This is a genomic window from Micromonospora sp. WMMD558 (assembly GCF_049315255.1).
Lineage (GTDB): Bacteria > Actinomycetota > Actinomycetes > Mycobacteriales > Micromonosporaceae > Micromonospora.
Genome location: NZ_CP186061.1, coordinates 2,766,334 through 2,783,681, shown reverse-complemented (window position 1 = coordinate 2,783,681; position 17,348 = coordinate 2,766,334). Strand labels below are relative to the sequence as shown.

Annotated in this window: 16 protein-coding genes, 1 tRNA gene and 2 pseudogenes; 7 read left to right on the top strand and 12 right to left on the bottom strand. The window is 72.9% G+C overall.

Annotated elements, in window-relative coordinates; translation table 11 throughout:
- Positions 1-90: 90 nt before the first annotated feature.
- Positions 91-1,437, bottom strand: coding sequence for a dipeptidase (locus ACN26Y_RS13560; protein WP_196255904.1), 1,347 nt, complete (start codon positions 1,435-1,437; stop codon positions 91-93).
- A pseudogene (locus ACN26Y_RS13555) lies at positions 1,427-2,234 on the bottom strand (uridine kinase family protein); the annotation flags it as partial. The pseudogene ACN26Y_RS13555 and the gene ACN26Y_RS13560, both read right to left, overlap by 11 nt.
- A 6-nt stretch (positions 2,235-2,240) precedes the next feature.
- Here ACN26Y_RS13555 and ACN26Y_RS13550 point away from each other — a divergent pair.
- A complete protein-coding gene (locus ACN26Y_RS13550) occupies positions 2,241-2,642 on the top strand; it encodes a rhodanese-like domain-containing protein (protein ID WP_155334072.1) in 402 nt (133 codons plus the stop codon).
- Here ACN26Y_RS13550 and ACN26Y_RS13545 read toward each other — a convergent pair.
- From ACN26Y_RS13545 to ACN26Y_RS13530, 4 genes and pseudogenes are all read right to left on the bottom strand, one after another.
- On the bottom strand, positions 2,636-3,232 hold the full coding sequence (locus ACN26Y_RS13545; RefSeq protein WP_155330626.1) for a hypothetical protein: 597 nt from the start codon (positions 3,230-3,232) through the stop codon (positions 2,636-2,638). The two genes, ACN26Y_RS13550 and ACN26Y_RS13545, sit on opposite strands and share 7 nt — an antisense overlap.
- 64 nt (positions 3,233-3,296) lie before the next feature.
- Positions 3,297-4,838 carry a cobyric acid synthase gene (locus tag ACN26Y_RS13540; RefSeq protein WP_422734781.1) on the bottom strand — a complete coding sequence of 514 codons (1,542 nt, stop codon included), beginning with the start codon at positions 4,836-4,838 and terminating at the stop codon, positions 3,297-3,299.
- A 110-nt stretch (positions 4,839-4,948) separates the two neighbouring features.
- Positions 4,949-5,953: pseudogene (locus ACN26Y_RS13535) on the bottom strand (cobalamin biosynthesis protein); the annotation flags it as partial.
- A 430-nt stretch (positions 5,954-6,383) separates the two neighbouring features.
- Positions 6,384-7,220, bottom strand: coding sequence for a single-stranded DNA-binding protein (locus tag ACN26Y_RS13530; protein ID WP_230688983.1), 837 nt, complete (start codon positions 7,218-7,220; stop codon positions 6,384-6,386).
- Between the two features lie 304 nt (positions 7,221-7,524).
- On the opposite strand from ACN26Y_RS13530, the gene ACN26Y_RS13525 reads away from it, so the two are divergent.
- Positions 7,525-7,944 (top strand): HPF/RaiA family ribosome-associated protein, encoded by a 420-nt coding sequence (locus tag ACN26Y_RS13525; protein WP_422734780.1) that lies wholly within the window; start codon positions 7,525-7,527, stop codon positions 7,942-7,944.
- A 74-nt stretch (positions 7,945-8,018) separates the two neighbouring features.
- Positions 8,019-9,059, top strand: coding sequence for an alpha/beta hydrolase (locus ACN26Y_RS13520; protein WP_155330622.1), 1,041 nt, complete (start codon positions 8,019-8,021; stop codon positions 9,057-9,059).
- Between the two features lie 7 nt (positions 9,060-9,066).
- Here the strand turns inward: ACN26Y_RS13520 and ACN26Y_RS13515 are convergent, their stop codons facing one another.
- Positions 9,067-9,750, bottom strand: a complete 684-nt coding sequence (locus ACN26Y_RS13515) for a hypothetical protein (RefSeq protein ID WP_155330621.1) — start codon at positions 9,748-9,750, stop codon at positions 9,067-9,069.
- A gap of 165 nt (positions 9,751-9,915) precedes the next feature.
- On the opposite strand from ACN26Y_RS13515, the gene ACN26Y_RS13510 reads away from it, so the two are divergent.
- Positions 9,916-9,988 (top strand) — tRNA-Arg (locus ACN26Y_RS13510).
- A 38-nt stretch (positions 9,989-10,026) separates the two neighbouring features.
- On the opposite strand, the gene ACN26Y_RS13505 is transcribed toward ACN26Y_RS13510, so the two are convergent.
- Positions 10,027-11,664: an esterase/lipase family protein gene (locus tag ACN26Y_RS13505; RefSeq protein WP_422734779.1), complete on the bottom strand. Its 1,638-nt coding sequence runs from the start codon at positions 11,662-11,664 to the stop codon at positions 10,027-10,029.
- Between the two features lie 227 nt (positions 11,665-11,891).
- On the opposite strand from ACN26Y_RS13505, the gene ACN26Y_RS13500 reads away from it, so the two are divergent.
- Complete coding sequence (locus ACN26Y_RS13500) at positions 11,892-12,731, top strand: glutamate ABC transporter substrate-binding protein (protein ID WP_155334071.1); 840 nt, start codon at positions 11,892-11,894, stop codon at positions 12,729-12,731.
- Between the two features lie 347 nt (positions 12,732-13,078).
- Here the strand turns inward: ACN26Y_RS13500 and ACN26Y_RS13495 are convergent, their stop codons facing one another.
- From ACN26Y_RS13495 to ACN26Y_RS13480, 4 genes are all read right to left on the bottom strand, one after another.
- A complete protein-coding gene (locus tag ACN26Y_RS13495; RefSeq protein WP_155330619.1) occupies positions 13,079-13,486 on the bottom strand; it encodes a VOC family protein in 408 nt (135 codons plus the stop codon).
- Positions 13,443-14,279, bottom strand: coding sequence for an ArsR family transcriptional regulator (locus ACN26Y_RS13490; RefSeq protein WP_155330618.1), 837 nt, complete (start codon positions 14,277-14,279; stop codon positions 13,443-13,445). Before ACN26Y_RS13490 ends, ACN26Y_RS13495 begins: the two co-directional genes overlap by 44 nt.
- Before the next feature lie 224 nt (positions 14,280-14,503).
- Complete coding sequence (locus ACN26Y_RS13485; RefSeq protein WP_155330617.1) at positions 14,504-15,064, bottom strand: isochorismatase family protein; 561 nt, start codon at positions 15,062-15,064, stop codon at positions 14,504-14,506.
- A 60-nt stretch (positions 15,065-15,124) separates the two neighbouring features.
- On the bottom strand, positions 15,125-15,661 hold the full coding sequence (locus ACN26Y_RS13480) for a DinB family protein (RefSeq protein WP_230688982.1): 537 nt from the start codon (positions 15,659-15,661) through the stop codon (positions 15,125-15,127).
- A 432-nt stretch (positions 15,662-16,093) separates the two neighbouring features.
- Here ACN26Y_RS13480 and ACN26Y_RS13475 point away from each other — a divergent pair, with 432 nt between their 5' ends.
- Both ACN26Y_RS13475 and ACN26Y_RS13470 read left to right on the top strand, forming a co-directional pair.
- Positions 16,094-16,915 carry a class I SAM-dependent methyltransferase gene (locus ACN26Y_RS13475; protein WP_155330616.1) on the top strand — a complete coding sequence of 274 codons (822 nt, stop codon included), beginning with the start codon at positions 16,094-16,096 and terminating at the stop codon, positions 16,913-16,915.
- A gap of 7 nt (positions 16,916-16,922) precedes the next feature.
- Entirely contained in the window at positions 16,923-17,315 is a 393-nt protein-coding gene (locus tag ACN26Y_RS13470) for a VOC family protein (protein WP_422734778.1), read from the top strand.
- Positions 17,316-17,348: the final 33 nt, after the last annotated feature.

Below are 17,348 nucleotides of genomic sequence, written 5' to 3'. Positions count from 1 at the left end.
ACGAAAGGCTATAACAGCCCCGCGCCCGACACACCGCAAACTCCCAGATGGACCAGGAAGTTACGGATCCGACACCAGGCCCGGCTCAGCTCACCCGCGGGCCGCTCCGGCCACGTTGCGCAGCAGCAGCGCCTCGGCGAGGCAGACCCGGGCGAACTCGCCGAGATGCAGGCTCTCGTTGGGGCCGTGCGCCCGGGCGTGCGGGTCCTCCACACCGGTCACCAGGATCGCGGCGGCCGGGAACATCTCCTGGAACGTGGCGATGAACGGGATCGAGCCGCCCACGCCGATGTCCACCGGGTCGGTGCCGTCCCAGGCGGTGCGGAACGCGGAGCGGGCGGCGTCGAACATCGGGCCGGAGGCGTCGATGACGCACGGGTCGCCGTCGTGCTCGAACGTCACCGTCACCTGGGCGCCCCACGGGGCATGCTTCTCCAGGTGGGCGCGCAGCGCCGGGTACGCCCGCTTGGGGTCGTCGCCCGGCGCGAGCCGCACGCTGAGCTTGGCCTTCGCGGTCGGAACCAGGGCGTTCGGGGCCTCCCCGGTGGCCGGCGCGTCGACGCCGAGCACGGCCAGGGCCGGCTTGGTCCAGAGCCGGTCGGTGATCCGGCCGGTGCCGATGAACTGCACGCCCTCGGCGAGCCCGGCCTCGACGCGGACCCGGTCCTCCGGGTAGTCGACGGCGGCGCCCTCCCGGCCGACCAGCCCGTCGACGGCGACGTTCCCCGCGTCGTCGTGCAGGGTGGCGAGCAGCCGGACCAGCGCGGTGAGCGCGTCCGGCACCGCGCCGCCGAACATGCCGCTGTGCACGGCGTGGTCCAGCGTCCGCACCTCGACGAAGCAGTTCACGATGCCGCGCAGCGACGTGGTCAGCGCCGGCACGCCGATGTCCCAGTTGCCGGAGTCGGCGATCACGATGACATCGGATGCGATCTCGTCCCGGTGCTCGGCCAGCAGTTGCTCCAGGGAGTCGGAGCCGTACTCCTCCTCGCCCTCGATGAAGAGCACCACGCCGACCGGGAGCGCGTCACCGAACGCGCGCAGCGCCGCGACGTGCGCCATGATGCCCGCCTTGTCGTCGGCGGCGCCGCGCCCGTAGAGGCGGCCGTCCCGCTCCACCGGCTCGAACGGGTCCGACTCCCACAGGGACAGGTCGCCGACCGGCTGCACGTCGTGGTGCGCGTAGAGCAGCACCGTCGGCGCGCCGGGCGGGGCGGGCTTCGTCCCGATCACGGCCGGCTGGCCGCCGGAGCGCACGATCTTCACGTCGAGGCCGCAGCCGCGCAGCAGCTCGGCGACCGCCTCGGCGGACCGCTCCACGTGCGAGTGGTCGAAGCCGTCGAACGCGATGCCGGGGATGCGGACGAGGCGTTCGAGGTCGGCGCGGACGCCGGGCAGTTCCCGCTCGACGGCGGCCCGCAGGTCGGACTCGGACATGATCGGTGTGGTCATGACCGGCATCGTATGCCGGCCTTACCCGAGCCGCCCCGCCGCAGGTAGTAGCGGGACCGGTCGTGCGGCAGCTCCGGCGCTCCGTCGACCACCAGGTCGGCCCGTTCCTCGGTGCCGTCGGCGGCGAAGTGGGCCCGCTCGCCCGCGTGCCAGCGGCGCAGCTCGGGGAGGATGCCCGGACCGTCCCGGGCCACCGCGCGGGTGAGCCGCAGCTCCGGCGGGGCGGTGACGAACACGGCCAGGGTCAGGTCGGGCGCCGCCGCGGCGCGCGCCGCGCTCACCCCCTCCAGGAGGAGCACCGGCGTCACCGGCACCGGCACCGGCCGGGGCAGGAACTCCCGGCGGACCCAGCTGTACCGCCGGTACGCCCCCGGCCGGCCCGCGCGGACCGGCGCGAGGACGCACTCCTCCAGCCGGGACCAGAAGGTGAGCTGGTCGTCCCAGCCGTCGAGCAGGTCGTCGGTGTGCACCACCGGTGGCCGGGCGTCGCCGGGCAGCTCGGCGAGGGCGTCCGCGAGCCGCGCGGCGAACCAGCTCTTGCCCGCGCCGCTGGGCCCGTCGACGGCCACCAGCCGGGTCCGTCCCAGCCGCGCCGGGGCCGCCCGCACCCGGCGCGCCAACCGGGCGTACGCCTCCAGCACCGCCACCTCCACGCGCCGACCGTAGCGGGCGGTGCCGACGGGACCGGCGGCCCGTCGCCCGTTCGGGCGGTCGTGGTGGGCAGCCGGACCGTTCCGGCGGCGCAGCCCCGGGCTGGGCGGCATGATCGGCTCGTGTCCCACAGCGTGATGAGTCCGGGCGTCGACGCCCTGCTGGAACAGGCCCGGGCCGGGGTGCGCCGGCTGACCCCGCACCAGGCGGTCGAGGCGGTCCGCACCGGGGCGTTGCTGATCGACATTCGCACCGACGCGCACCGGCGGGAGCAGGGTGACCTGCCCGGCGCGATCGTCATCGACCGCACGGTCCTGGAGTGGCGGCTGGACCCGGCGAGCGCCTGGCGGATCCCCGAGGCCACCGGGTACGACCTGAAGATCGTGGTGGTGTGCCGCCAGGGCTACAGCTCCAGCCTCGCGGTGGCGAGCCTGCGGGCGCTCGGTCTGCACCGGGCCACCGACGTCATCGGTGGCGTGGACGGGTGGCGGGAGGCGGGACTGCCGATGTCCGACCGCCCCGCCGACGTCCGCTACTGACCGCCGGCCATCAGCTCCAGACTCCTCCGCGCGTACGCGGTGAGCAGGGCCTCAGCCGCGGACTCCTCGGGGACGGATGGGGCGTCCAACGAGATCGTGACGGATACCCGGGCCGGCCCCGCCGCCACCATGAGGTCGTCGATGCGAAGGGTGGTTTCACCCCCGAACTGCTCGTTCGGATGGGTGATCGGCTTACCGAACTTGATCCAGGCCCGGTCTCCCACACCGCTCAACTGCCTGGCGTTCTTCGGCAGCCCGATGTCCGCCGGTTCGGCCCGCTCGACGGTGGTGCTGATCCTGACCAGGATCAACGTCCGTCGGTCCGTGCTGCCAGCGCCGGCGTGGCACATGCCGTGGTTCTCCTTACCGGGCAGCGGCTCGAAGGTCTTGAGCTTCGGCGGCACCCCCGCCAACTCCTGGAGCCAGGCATGGTCGAGGCGCTCGCAGAGGTTGTCCACGATCTGGTAGGCGGCCAACGGGGTCGCCGGAGCGCTCGGCGCGACGGGTTCCGCGGAAGGTACTTTCGCGCAGGCGGACAGGGCTAGCAGAAGGAGCGCGAGAGTGCTCCTGCCAGCGATGGTCATCGTCACCGAGGGAGGATTCCACACCCGACGAACAGGCGCTGTCCCGCTCGCTGTCCCCAGGTACGACGCGTCACCCGATCGGGGCGCCCGGCGGGATGAACGGGAGGCCGGAGGGCGGGCCGGCCTCGATGAGCCGCCACAGGGCGTCGGTGTCCAGGTGCTCCTCGACGAGGTCGCCGAGCAGGTCCAGCGAACCTTCGCGGGCGGCGGCGAAGGACGTGTCCGGGGCGACCCGGAAGCCGCCCCGCCCGGCCTGCCGGGCCACCTCGGTCAGGAAGCGGCGGCGGAAGGCGTCCGACTCGAACGCGCCGTGCCAGTGCGTCCCGTACACCGCCCCGGCGACCGCGCCCTCGCCGGCACCGTCGGCGTACGCGAGCAGCGGGGTGAGGTCCGGGTCGGCGGACGAGACGTACCCGTGGTGGATCTCGTAGCCGCGGACCGGGACACCGCCCCACGCCGTGCCGGCCGACTGGCGCACGGTCTTGCGGGGGTCGAAGGTGACCTCGATCGGCAGCAGGCCGAGGCCGGGCACGCTGCCCCGCCGGCTCTCCACCGGGTCGTGGATCGCGCGGGCGAGCATCTGGAACCCGCCGCAGACGCCGAGCAGGGGGCGCCCGGCGGCGGCGTGGGCCAGCACCGCGTCGGCCAGCCCGGTCTCCCGCAACCAGGCCAGGTCCGCCACGGTCGACTTCGAACCGGGCAGCACGACCAGGTCGGCGGCGGCGAGTTCGGCCGGCTCGACGGTGAGGCGCACCCGCACGCCGGGTTCGGTGGCGAGCGCCTCGACGTCGGTAGCGTTGCTGATCCTGGGTAGCCGGACCACGGCCACGTCCAGCCACTCGTCGCCGCGCGGGGCGGCCGGCCGGCCCAGCACCCGCCCGTACGCGAGCGAGTCCTCCGCGTCCAGCCAGAGGTCGAGCGCCCAGGGCAGCACCCCGTACGTCGGGCGGCCGGTGACCTGGCGCAGCATGTCCAGCCCCGGCCGGAGCAGCCCCAGGTCGCCGCGGAACTTGTTGATGACGAAACCGGCGATCAGGGCCTGGTCGGCCGGATCGAGCAGGGCGACGGTGCCGAACATCGAAGCGAACACGCCGCCCCGGTCGATGTCACCGACCACGATCGTGGGCAGGCCGGCGTGCCGGGCCAACCCCATGTTGACGTAGTCGCCGGCCCGCAGGTTGACCTCCGCCGGGCTGCCCGCCCCCTCGCAGATCACCACGTCGTACGCCGCCCGCAGCTCGGCCAGCGCCGCGTACGCGGTCTCGGCGAGGCGGGGGCGCAGCTGCCGGAACGTGCCGGCCGTGATCGTGTCGACGGCCTCGCCCAGCAACACGACCTGGCTGGCGAGGTCGCTGCCCGGCTTGAGCAGCACCGGGTTGAACCGCAGGTCCGGCGGGACCCCGCAGGCGGCCGCCTGCATGGCCTGGGCACGCCCGATCTCCCCGCCGCGCCCGTCCGGGCCGACCACCACGGCCGAGTTGTTCGACATGTTCTGCGCCTTGAACGGCGCGACCTTCACGCCCCGCCGGTGCAGCCAGCGGCAGATGCCGGCGGTGAGCACGCTCTTGCCCGCGTCGGACGTGGTGCCGGCGACCAGCAGGCCGCCGCTCACCGCCCGCTCCCTCGCCCGCTCGTGCTGCCCGCGCCCGCGGCGGGCCCGCGGCCGGCCCGGAGGGCGGATGCCGGGGCGACCCGGCCCGTCCGGACGCCGGTTCCCACCGCGCCGCGGCCGGCGCGGGCGCCCAGCCCTGCCGCGAGCCGGCGTCCGGCGGCGGCGGCCAGGCGGCCGGCGGTCAGCGGGTACGCCGCCGCGAGCCCCAGCGCGGCGAGCCCCACCGCACCGGAGATCCGGGCAGCCCGGGGCAGGTGGCGGGCCTCCGGACGCGGCCCGTCACCGAGGTACGGGCGGACCTCGGAGCGGCCGAAGTAGACGTTGCGACCGCCGAGCCGGACGCCCAGTGCCCCGGCCATCGCCGCCTCGCACTGCCCCGCGTTGGGGCTGGGATGGTCGTTGCGGTCCCGGCGCCAGGTCCGCCAAGTCCGCGCCCGGTCGCCGTGCGCCACCGGGGCCACGGCCACCGTCAGCAGCCCGGTCAGCCGGGCCGGGACGAGGTTGAGCACGTCGTCGAGGCGCGCGGCCGGCGTCCCGAACCGGGCGTACCGGGGCGAGCGGTGGCCGACCATCGCGTCGAGCGTGTTCGCCGCGCGGTAGCCGAGCAGGCCGGGCAGGCCGGCGACCGCGCCCCAGAAGAGGGGCGCGACGACCGCGTCGGAGGTGTTCTCGGCGACCGACTCGACGGTGGCGCGCGCCAGTTCGGGCTCGTCCAGCGCCGACGGGTCCCGCCCGCACAGGTGACCGAGCCGCTGCCGGGCTCCCGGCAGGTCGCCGTCGCGCAGCGCCCGGCCCATCACCGTGGCCTCGCGCCGCAGGGTACGCCCGCCGAGCACCGTCCACGTTCCGGCTGCCACGAGGACGGCGCGGGCCAACGGACGCCGCCGGGTGGCGACCGTCGCCGCCGCCCCGAGCAGCACCGGCGCGCCCACCGCCAATGCCGCGTACGCCGCACCGGCTGTCCGCTCGGGCCGGTAGATCCGCCGTTCCAGGGCACCGGCCGCGCGGCCGAACCCGGCCACGGGGTGCCACCGGCGCGGGTCGCCGATCAGGGCATCCAGCGCGTACCCCGCGACCAGTCCCGCCGCGGTCGCCACCGGCGTCGCCTGCCGCACCGGCCATCACCTCCGGCCGGCCAGCCTAACCGAGCCCTCCCCCGCCCCCTCCCGCCCGCCGCCCCGACCGATCACGATGTGTAGCGACCACCGCGCACCCGCACCGCCCGCCCACCCGCCCATGATCGAATACGTTCCACCGACTCGACACGCCGCCACGACAGCCGCTGAGCCATATCCGATCATGACGATCGCCCGAGCTCGGTCCGCCGGCCTGCGGGGTGACGGCGGCAACCGCCGCCACCCCGCCCCCGTTCGCCCCAGCGACCGGGCAGCCCAGCCCCGGACGGTCCCGACCCGACGCAGAGCCACCCCGACACAGGGCTGACCCAACGCAGAGCCACCCCGACGCAGAGCCACCCGACGCAAGGCCACCCCGACGCAGGGCCGACCGAGCGTGCAGAGCCACGCCGCGCAGAGCCGACCCCGGTCAGGCCGGCGTCGGCACCCGGTTTCGGCCTCGCCGGCCCCGACCACCGGCAACCGGCCCGGCCTCGGACCCGCCGAGCGGGTCCGTCTCACCGAGCGGGTCCGTCTCACGGTCCGCCGCACCGAGCCGATCCGTCTCCCCGACCAGGTCCGCCGTCCCGTGCAGGCCCGGCTCGGGAGCACCGGCCGGGCCCGCGTCCTCGCCGGAGTCCTCGGTCAGGTCGGAGTCGTCGTCCTCCGGGTCGGGCTCGGCCGGCGCGGCTTCCAGCGGGCCGTCCAGCGGGTCCATCCCGCTGAAGCTCAGCGACTCGGACCGGCTTCGCGCCGCCGCGAACTCGGGCAGCTCGAAGTCGTCGTCGAGCGGCCGGGCATCGGGCAGGGCCGGCGCCTCGGCGGGCGGCACCAGCTCGGTCGGCTCGCCGTGGACGCGCCGCTCGGCCTCGGCGTCCTCCACGGCGCTGGTCGCCCTCGTCGGGCGGTTGCGCAGGAACCGGCCGCGCCCCCGGGAGAGGTCGTGCCCCACGGCGACGGCCTCCAGCTCGTAGAGGGTGCGGTGGTTGCCGGCGTCGTCGGTCCAGTCGCGGGTGTAGAGCCGCCCGCACACGATCACCGGGTCGCCGACCATCACCGAGGCGGCGACGCCCTCGGCCAGCTTCCGCCAGCAGTTCACGCGGACGCGGAGGCTGTTCCCGTCCACCCAGCGGCCGCTGTCGCGGTCGAGGCGGCGGGCGGTGGAGGCGACCTTGAAGTTGGCCACCAGGGTCTGGCTCTGGGTGGTACGGCGCCACTCGGGTGTGGTGAGCACGTTGCCCACGATCGTGACGTAGGTGTCGAACATCGTCCCTCCAGGGGAGATCGGGCTTGCCATCAGCGAGTCGACTCGGCATCGAGCCTGGCCGCCGCGGACGTACACCGCGATCCCGGAGCACCGATCTGTGGACAGCGAGGCCGCCTGTGGACAACAACCTGATCAAGGCCCCGGTGTGCTAAGGCCTGTGTCGAGACACGCAGGCCGGCCGCGGGGGTCGATCACGTTCCGGACCGGAAGCCGTTGGGTATGGCTTTGATCAACGGCACAGCACCCCGAACGAAAGGTCAGCGATCATGACGACGACCACCACCGGCACCCGGCGGAGCCAGCGATGAGCGCCGTGACCAATCCGGCCACCGTCGCGGAGTGCCTGCGCGTCGGAGCGGGCTTCTCGCAGAGCGACCGGGCCTGGATCGCGGAACAGTTCGCCACCCTCAACGCCCGGCTGGCCGGCTTCCACGCCGACGCCACCGAACTGGAGGTGTCGGTCAAGGACCGCGCGGCCAAGGGCCAGAAGGTCACCCTGGAGTGCTGGATCGCCGGCCGGCAGAAGATCGTCACCACCTCCACCGAGGAGGACCTGCACGCCGCGCTGAACGACGTGCGCGACGACCTGCGGCGCCGGCTGAACGACGCGAAGACCCGCCAGGAGCCCCGGCACAACAAGCACCTGCGCGACACCGGGCCGCAACCGGACGACCAGCAGGTCGGCAACACCGAGCCGGCCCGCGCCGACGCCGAGACGGCCTGAGACGTACGCCCTCCTCCGCCCGCCACGCGGAGGAGGGCTACCGCCGGGTAGCTTGCGGGCGTACCGTCGCTGTCGTGGAACCGGACGTGCTGGGGCCGCCGTACGAGCGGCACACGATCGACCTGGGCACCGACGACGAGGGCCCGGTGGTGGCCACCCTGGTCCGCCGCCGCGCCGACCGGCCCACCCGGCGGGCCGTGCTCTACGTCCACGGCTTCGTCGACTACTTCTTCCAGACCCACCTGGCCGACTTCTTCGTCGAGCGGGGCTGGGACTTCTACGCGCTGGACCTGCGGAAGTACGGGCGCAGCCTGCTCCCGCGCCAGACGCCGAACTTCTGCCTCGACCTCGACGAGTACCTTCCCGAGCTGGACGCGGCCGCCGAGATCATCCGCGAGGACGACGGGCACGACATCGTGCTCGGCATTGGTCACTCCACCGGCGGCCTGATCATCTCGCTCTGGGCGCACGCCCGACGCGACGCCGGCCTGGTCGACGGGCTCTTCCTCAACAGCCCCTTCTTCGACCTCAACCTTCCGTGGGTGCTGCGGCGACCCGGCGCGGCCGCCGTCGCGCGCCTGGCCCGCAGCGCGCCCAGGCGCGTCATCCGCGCCGGCCTCGGCACGGTGTACGGCGAGAGCCTCCACGCCGACCACCGCGGCGAGTGGAGGTACGACCTGGCCTGGAAACCGCTCGCCGGGTTCCCGGTGCGGGCCGGTTGGCTGGCCGCGATCCGCCGGGGCCAGCAGCGGCTCCGGGCCGGTCTCGACATCCCGGTGCCGGTGCTGGTCGCCGCGTCCACGCGGAGCTTCAAAGGGCTCAAGTGGCAGGACGGGGCCTCCCTCGCCGACGCCGTGCTGGACGTGGAGCACATGGTCCGCTGGGCGCCCCGGCTGGGCCGGCACGTCACCCTGGCCCGCTTCGACGGCGGCCTGCACGACCTCACGCTCTCCGGCCCCGCCGTACGCGAGAAGGTCCTCGCCGAGGTGGGGCGCTGGGCCGACGCCTTCCTCGGCGCCGGGCCGACGGTCACGGCGGAGGAGCGCGCGGCGGTGGAGGGCGCACCGCCGGCGCCCCGCCGGCCGGAGGCGGAGGCCGCCGTACCGCAGGGCTGAGCCGGGTTCAGCCAGCGAGGTCGGCGACGGCCGCCCGGATGGTGTCGAACGTGGCCAGCGGGTGGCCGCTCCCGTCGGCGGGGAGCACCAGGCCGAGGCAGCTCAGCTCGACCTCGCCGGCGCTTCCGGCGAGCACCGCGAAGACGGGCGCGCCCACGTACCCGTCGGGCAGGTCGGCGGTGAGCCGGACGGTGTCGCCGTCCCGCGCGTACCGTTCGATGGCCACCTCCAACGGCCGCGCGCCGCCCTCGCCGACGCCCAGCGCGAGGACGATGGCGGAGCCCGGCTCCGCGCCGATACCGGCGATCGCGTCGCTGTCGGCGGCGATCACCTCCGGCACCTGTTGGGTACGCCACCGCCAGCCCGCGCCCTCCGCCAGCTCGTGCAGCCCGGCGGTCGGCATGGCCGCCGCACCGGCGCCCGGCCGGCTCCACCGCCCGACGAAGTCCGGCACGGTGAGCGCGTCCCCGGCGACGTCCGCCGGCTCGGTCAGGCTGGGTCGCAACCCGACCTCGCCGGTCGCGGACCGCGTGAGCGCGTCCGCCGTCAGCAGGTACTCCCCGCCGTCGGCCGTCGCGAAGAAGAACGCCGTCCCGAGGCCGTCGCCCGCGCGGACCGGCAGGACCGCACGCCCGACGAGCTGGCACAACTCGTACGCGACGTCACTCTCGGTGTCCGGATCAAGCAGCACGACGCCGAGCGTACGACGGGGCGACGACCCGGCGGGCGGCCGGGACAATCCGGGTGACCTGCGGCGCTGGCCGTGGCAGGCTGGGCCGTCGACGTGGCCGGCGCCACCCGTTCCCCCGCTGACCGGGGGCGCGGCGGTACCCTTCTCGCGCGAGATCCACGACACGCGCCCGTAGCTCAGCGGATAGAGCAGGGGACTTCTAATCCCAAGGCCGCAGGTTCGAATCCTGCCGGGCGCGCTCTTTCAGAGCAGCTTTGACCTCCCTGGCGGTTCGGCTCAGGGCGGGCAGGGTTCCCGTCGCAATGCCGCATCCGGCTCGTCGGCGGCATCCCATGCCGGGTTGAGTGCCAACGGCAGGGCTGGCGCCTGCCATGCCCCGGCGAACCGCTGGAGGGCCGAGTATTCCCAACGGAGCAGGTTGCTCGGCGGCTTGCCGGTGAGGTGGTCGGCCAGGTGGCGCAGTCCGGCCGGCCGGTCGATCAGGTGGCCGTGGAAGCCGGGCATCTGGATCACGGGTATCTGGGCGTTGAGTTCCGCCGGGACCGTGATGGCGTCGACGATTGGCAGTAGCGCGATCATCCGCACGCCCGGCACCGGGCAGAGCAGGTGGTTGCGGTAGAACGGCGCGTCGTCCAGCAGGGAGCGGATGAACGGAGAGTCGGGAGTGTCCGGTGCCTCGCTGGTGGCTTCCATCAGCTTGAACATGCCGCGCAGCTGCCAACCGGTGGCGATGCCCCAGCCCGAATCAGCCTGCGGCGGCGGGTAGTAGGAACGCCCGGCCAGCAGGATCGGGCTGTCCAGGACCACCGTGTCGACTGCGGGGTGCGGGTAGCGTTCCAGGTAGTAGCGGACGACGAGGGCGCCTTCGCTCTGTCCGACCAGCGAGACCGGCTTACCGCTACGCGCGTGAAGCTGATCCACCTGCATGGCGAGCAGTTGAGCGCTGGTGGACAGCGACTGGTGGGTGTCGACCGGTGAGTAGAACACCGGCTTCCCGTGGTGGTCGGTGCCCCGGTACGAGAAGCGCACGATGGGAGGTTGGGATTCCGACGGGTCGCCGTGGTGGGCCGAGTTGTAGCCGCCGAGGAAGATCACCGGGTGGCCGATGTCCCCGAACTGTGGCAGGGCGTCGATGGGTTGCAGCGACTGGCCGGCGCCGCGAGCCCCGAGGTCCTCGACGTATTCGACCAACAGCAGGCTGCTCACCACCAGGGCGACGACCACCGGCGTTACGGGCACCCGGGACCACCGCACCCGTTGCTGGAGCACCGTGGCGCGCACCTTTCGCTGCCACAGCAGGCCGTTGACCGATCCGGCCAGAGCGGCTGCCGGTACCGTCAACCAGTCCGGGACGGACCAGACGAGTGCGGCGCCCGCGGTGAGGGTCACGAAGTTGAGCAGCGACCAGCCGACCGTGGCGGCCGACGGCAGGCCGCGCCACCAGTCCGGCACGATCCCGCCCCGCTGTAGCAGCGGGGCCAGGATCATCACCGGCACCAGCACGAGGAACTGGAAGTAGGCCAGCGAGACGTCCGAGGCGACCACGGCTAGCGCGGTCCACGGCGAGAGAATCACGACGACGACGGCCGCGAAGGTCAGGTTGCGCCTGGCCAGCCGGCGAAACGACGGGCGCGGCCGCTCGGCCGGCCAGGCGAGCGCGACCAGTACGGCCGAGAACAGTCCGCGGAACACGATGGCGCCCAGCAGCAGTCCGGCGAACATGGCCCAGGAGTTGTGATAGACCAGCACCCAGCGCAGGTCGAAGAACGCCCCGTACGGCGTGATCGCACTGGCCTGGGGCGCCAGGCCGAACGCCGAGGTGAAGTTGACGGCGTACAACACGGCCGCCACGGCCGCCGCCGGCGCGGCGGTCAGGACGAGCAGCCACAGCAGACGTACTCGCTCAGGGCGCACCGTTCCTCCCTTCCGTCGGCCGGGCGGAGGGTACGAGACCGGTTGGGATGAACTTACCGTTTTATGACTATCCACGGACCAAATAGGCGAGCCCGGGTCAGGCTGCGGCACAGCACGTCGGGTCCCCCCTGGGCGGCGCTCACCGAATGGGCGCAACCAGCCGTAATGGTCGAAGCGGGACAGTAGGGTTTCCCGGGGCGGTGCGCCGTCGAAAGAGGGAGAGCGGAATGCGTGTCACGCGGGCGGCGGTCGTCGTGGTCGCGGCACTCTCCTTCGCCACCGGCGCCTGCGGTGGGGACGACAGCGGCCCCGGTGTCATCGAAAAGGCCACGGAGACCGGGACGCTCGCCATCGGCGTGATTCCCGACCAGCCGGGCCTCAGCCTGAAGACCGATGGCACCTACGTGGGCTTCGACGTCGAGATCGGGAAGATCGTCGCCAAGGGACTCGGCGTCGACCCGGCCAACATCCAGTGGAAGGACACCAGCCTGCCGGACCGCGAACAGGCCATCAAGGAGGGTGTGGTCGACTTCGTCATTGCCGCCTACACGATCAACGCGGCGCGCAAGAAGGAGATCAGGTTCGCCGGGCCGTACTACGTCGCCGGCCAGGACCTCTTGGTCAGGGCCGACTCGACCATCCGGGGGCCGGAGGAACTCGAAGGCAAGGTCGTCTGCTCGAACGCCGGCTCAACGTCAGCCCGGCGGATCCGGTCGCAGTACCCGAATACCAGGTTGCAGCAGTACGACCAGGACATCAGGTGTCTGGCGGACCTCGAGTCGGGCGCGGTCGACGCGGTGAGCACCGACGATGTCGTCCTCCTCGGCTACTCCATGCGGCCGGAGAACGTGGGCAAGTTCAAGCTGGTGGGCAAGACCTTCTCCGAGGAGCCCTACGGCATCGGGCTGAAGAAGAAGGACAAGGCCGGCTGCGAGAGGATCAACGAGATTCTGAAGACCGCTGCGCGGAACGGGTCGTACGAGGCGGCCTGGGAGGCCACGTTGGGCAAGGGCGGCAAGCCGGTACCGACCCTGGACGTCAGCAAGATGACCCACTGCAGTGCATGAGTGACCCCAAGGCCGGCGGCGGCAACCGCATCTGACCAGGCGCGCACAAGCAGTTCCCCACGCCGGAGCCCGACCGTCAACGCGCACACGTACAGCGCTTCGGTGCGCGGCTCCGGCGGAATGCGAACCGAGCCCGTCCGGGAGGCTGGACGCCCTGGCGACTGCCCGACGGGGAGATCCGCTTACAGGTACCAGCAGCGATCCAGCAGGGGAGCGCCCGGTCCGGACCAAGCGCCGGGAATCACGACAGCGTCAGCCATGCGGACGACTTACTGACGCGGATGGGGACAGGATGAGGGTGATCTGGAGCGCCCCGCCGCAGCCGCTTGCGCCGGCGCCCGGCTTCGTCAGCGTACGGCCGTCGCGACGCCGGCCTGACGGGCGGATTCGAACAGTTCGATCAGGTTGCCGGCGGGATCGGCCAGCAGGATCTGACGTCCGCCGGGACCGGAAACCACGTCGCTCCGAAACGACAGTCCAGCGCCCCGGTGCCGGGCGATCTCGGCATCCAGATCGTCGACGGTGAGGTGGATGCGGTTTCGGCCGGGAGCCGCAGAATCCTCGGGAGTTGCCCGGGCACCTGAGCTGGCGGGCCCGGACAGCAGTAGCCGCAGCGGGCCACGGACCACGTCAGCGAATGCGCCTCCGGCGTTGGTCAGCATGTGGAAGCCGAGGTGCGTCGTGTAGAAGTCGACGGCGGCCCGGACGTCGTCAACCACGTAGCGGACGCTGGCGTACTGGTCGGTTCCGGTCATGGCTCGAGCCTCCTTGACTCGTGGATGGTTGGGCAGCGAGTACCGGCAGCAGACGGCGGATGCGGTTGTCGAGGTCGGCGACGGTGCGGACAAAGGCCGGGTAGCCGGCCTGGCCGCTGTCGCCGGCAGGAGAGGGGTCAGGGATGCTCCAGTGGATCCGGCGAGGGTGATCGTCGAACTCGGGGCAGACCTCGCGGGCCTTGTCGCACAGGGTGATCACGTAGTCGAACCGGCGGCCGGCAAGGGTGCCCAGGTGGCGGGGACGCTGCTCGGCGATGTCGATGCCGTACTCGTCGCACAGCACCCGTACGCCGGTGGGATGCAGTCGCGCCCCGGGGCGGCTGCCGGCGCTGCTGGCCTCCACCTGTCCGGCGGTGTGGTGGCGCAGCAGGGCTTCGGCGATTGGTGAACGGGCGCTGTTGCCCGTGCAGACGAACAACACGGCAACGCGGGGTAACCGCAGTTGGTCGACTGACGGGTCCCAGGTGGCGCTCTCGAAGCGGAGAGCCGGGTGCAGGACGGCGCCGGTGCTGGCCAGTGCTTGGGCGCAGCGGTCCAGAGCCAGGTGGTAGTAGCTGTCACGGCCGTCGAAGCTGCTTCGCGTGGCGGTGACCAGCCCGCCGTCCCGCAGCAGCCGCAGGTGGTAGGAGACCAGGTTCTGCGGCTGGCCGATCAGCGCGACCAACTCGCGGACCCGCAGGTCGCTGTCGGCGAGCTCGGCCAGTAGCCGCCAGCGCAGCGGGTGGGCGGCCAGGCGCAGGAACGCCGGGGCAGCCTGACTCGACGCAGCCATGAACAGACGATACATCAAACAGATTTGATGGGCTGCGGACGGAGAGGTCCGATGGTGATCGATCCTCTCCGCCCGCGCCCACTACACTCGCCCGATGCCGACGTTCCTCTCGCCTGACGTCGCCCGGTTGGAGCCTCGGGACGGCGCACCCGTGATGACACTCGCCGTGCAGCGCAGCCTCGACCAGGTTCGCTCACCCGCACTGCGAAGCCAGGATCACCGCGTCAGGACGCGACGCTGAAGTCGACGTCGGCGGTGGTGACCGTGCCGCCCGTGCGGCCCGGCGCCGACTGGTAGGTCCAGTAGAGGTTGGTGTGGGCGATGACCTGCGCCGGCGGCGGCGCGCCCCACGCCGACTGGTCCTCCGTCGTGTGGGCGTCGCTGACGAGGGTCGCGTCGTAGCCCCGGACGAGCGCACCGTGCAGCGTCGAGCGGATGCACGCGTCGGTCTGCGCGCCCGTGACGACGAGTCGACCGACGCCCAGCCCGGACAGCACCGTCTCGAGAGTGGTGGCCTCGAAGGAGTCGCCGTAGTTCTTCTCGACGAGCGGCTCGCTGTCGACCGGCTTCAAATCCGGGACGATCCGCCAGTCGTCGCTGCCCCGGGTGAGCCCTTCGTCGGAGTGCTGGACCCAGACGACGGGAACCTGCTCCCGCCGCGCCTTCTCGACGAGGCCGGCGATGTTGGCGACGACGGCGTCGCGCTCGTGCGCCCCTTCGACGACGCCGTTCTGCACGTCGATGACCAGGAGTGCGGTGTTGGGACGGTTGTCCAAGGTGGTCATGGTCTCTCCCCCGGATCGGCTGCCTGCCCCGCAGACACTAGCCCCACCCACCGACAGGAATCAGTGCGGCGGATCCTCGCCGACCAGCCCGTCGACCGACTCCCGGATGAGGTCGGCGTGCCCGACGTGGCGCGCGTACTCCTCGATCAGGTCGACGAGGATCCGCCGGAGGCTGGGGGTGTCGCCCTCGGGGCTGGTCCACCGCGCCAACCCGTCCAGGCCGCCCTCGGCCAGCGCCTCCTCGATCATGAGCCGGGAGGTGGCGACGGTGTCCCGCCAGAGCGTCAGGAGCTGCTCGGGCGAGTCGTCGGCGGCGGATCGCCACTCCCAGTCCGGCTCGGCGTCCCAGTCCACCGTGTTCCACGGCGGCCCCGGGTCGCGGCCCCGCAACCGGAGGCTGAAGTAGATAGCCTCGACGGCGGCCAGGTGCTTGAGCAGCCCGCCGAGCGTCACCGTGGACGCCCCGACCGTGGCGCGCATGCCCTCGGCGTCGAGGCCACCGCACTTCCACGCGAGGGTCCGGCGCGAGCGTTCCAGAGCGCCCAAGAGGGTCGCCGTCTCGTCGCCGGCGGGCGGGGGCCCCTGCAGCACGGTCACGGGCCGACCCTAGCGGCGCCACCGCCGCTTCGCCGCCCCGGAAGGAATGCCGTCCCGTCGGCGAAGCTTCCGCGCAGCGTTCAGTCGGGCGCAGGCCGGTGCTCGGCGATCCACCGCTCCACGTCCCGCTTGCGCCAGACCTTGCCCATGCGGAGAACGGCGATCGGATCGGGAAAGCCACCCGACGGCGAGGCTCGCCCGTCGGGCAAGCTACGACGGCGATCCGGTGGGGTTGGCGGTGTACAGGGCCGGCTGCCTGTTCGACGCCGCGGGAGACCTGTACCGACTTGACCCGGATGGAATGCCCGGGGCGGACTCCCGGTATGTGCGGTTGTGGGATGGACCAGGCGAGGACTGGTTGACTGAGCCCGGCCAGCAGCCCTCGTCAGAATCGGCATGACGCGGACGCCGGTGCGCCGGCAACATCGACGGATGAGTCAGCCGCACCCGCCGGAGCCTGACGTCGTCCGCTACTACACCGAGGTGTTCGTCGAGGCCGACCGGCTGGAGCGCAGTCCGCACGGCCGCCTCGAGGCGACGCGTACCCGGGACCTGCTGTCCCGGCTGCTGCCGCCGGCACCGGCCATGGTGCTCGACGTGGGCGGCGGTCCCGGCGCCCACGCCGGATGGCTCGCGGCGGCCGGACACCGCGTCCACGTAGTCGACCTGGTGCCGGCGCATGCGGCGGCGGCGCGGCGCGCGTACCCGGAGGTGACCGCGACGGTCGGTGACGCCCGGCGGCTGCCGGTGGCCGGCGCCGTCGCGGACGTGACCTTGCTGCTCGGGCCGCTCTACCACCTCACGGACCAGGCCGACCGGGTGGCGGCGCTGCGCGAGGCGGCGCGGGTGACCCGCCCCGGCGGTGTGGTGGCGGCGGCGACGATCAGCCGGCACGCCCCCTTCATGGATCTGATCCGGCAGGGCCGGGTGGACGACCGCACCCGGCCGGCCCTGCTAGCCGCCTACGAGACCGGCGTGAACGACCCGGTGAGCGGCTTCACCACCGCCTACTTCCACCGCCCCGACGAAATCGTCGACGAGATCCGCGCCGCCGGGCTGCCAGCGCCGCGACGGTACGGGATCGAGGGCCCGCTCTGGCCGCTGCTGCCGGTGACCGGCGGGCCGGATGAGGACGGGCCGCTCTTCGCGGAGGTGCTGCGGTGTGCGGCGCTGACCGAGTGCGACCCGGAGGTGCTCGGTGCCAGCTCACACCTGCTCACCGTTGCCCGGCTCCCCCAATCCCGCCCGGCATGATGGCCGCATGGCACATCTGGGACTGGTCGCGCTGGTGGTGCGCGAGTACGACGAGGCGATCGCCTTCTACACCGAGCGTGTCGGCTTCGAACTGGTCGAGGACACGCCCCGGCCGGACGGCTCCCGGTGGGTGGTGGTGCGGCCGCGCGGCGCACGAGAGACCGCAATCCTCCTCGCCCGCGCGTCAACGCCCGAGCAGCGGACGCGCGTCGGGAACCAGACCGGCGGACGGGTGGGGCTGTTCCTGTACACCGAGGACTTCGCCGCCGACCACGCCCGGATGAGCGCCGCCGGCGTGCGGTTCCTCGAGGAGCCACGGCACGAGGCGTACGGATCGGTCGCCGTCTTCGAGGACCTGTACGGCAACCGGTGGGACCTGATCCAGCCGCGAGGGAACTGACCGGCCGGCGACACCACGCATACGGTGGGTGAT

Coding starts and splice junctions, on each gene's coding strand:
- ACN26Y_RS13525 (WP_422734780.1), top strand. CDS start 7,525: ATGAGCGCCGTGACCAATCCGGCCACCGTCGCGGAGTGCCTGCGCGTC.
- ACN26Y_RS13550 (WP_155334072.1), top strand. CDS start 2,241: ATGAGTCCGGGCGTCGACGCCCTGCTGGAACAGGCCCGGGCCGGGGTG.
- ACN26Y_RS13530 (WP_230688983.1), bottom strand. CDS start 7,220: ATGTTCGACACCTACGTCACGATCGTGGGCAACGTGCTCACCACACCC.
- ACN26Y_RS13490 (WP_155330618.1), bottom strand. CDS start 14,279: ATGGCTGCGTCGAGTCAGGCTGCCCCGGCGTTCCTGCGCCTGGCCGCC.
- ACN26Y_RS13560 (WP_196255904.1), bottom strand. CDS start 1,437: ATGTCCGAGTCCGACCTGCGGGCCGCCGTCGAGCGGGAACTGCCCGGC.
- ACN26Y_RS13500 (WP_155334071.1), top strand. CDS start 11,892: ATGCGTGTCACGCGGGCGGCGGTCGTCGTGGTCGCGGCACTCTCCTTC.
- ACN26Y_RS13485 (WP_155330617.1), bottom strand. CDS start 15,064: ATGACCACCTTGGACAACCGTCCCAACACCGCACTCCTGGTCATCGAC.
- ACN26Y_RS13475 (WP_155330616.1), top strand. CDS start 16,094: ATGAGTCAGCCGCACCCGCCGGAGCCTGACGTCGTCCGCTACTACACC.
- ACN26Y_RS13470 (WP_422734778.1), top strand. CDS start 16,923: ATGGCACATCTGGGACTGGTCGCGCTGGTGGTGCGCGAGTACGACGAG.
- ACN26Y_RS13495 (WP_155330619.1), bottom strand. CDS start 13,486: ATGACCGGAACCGACCAGTACGCCAGCGTCCGCTACGTGGTTGACGAC.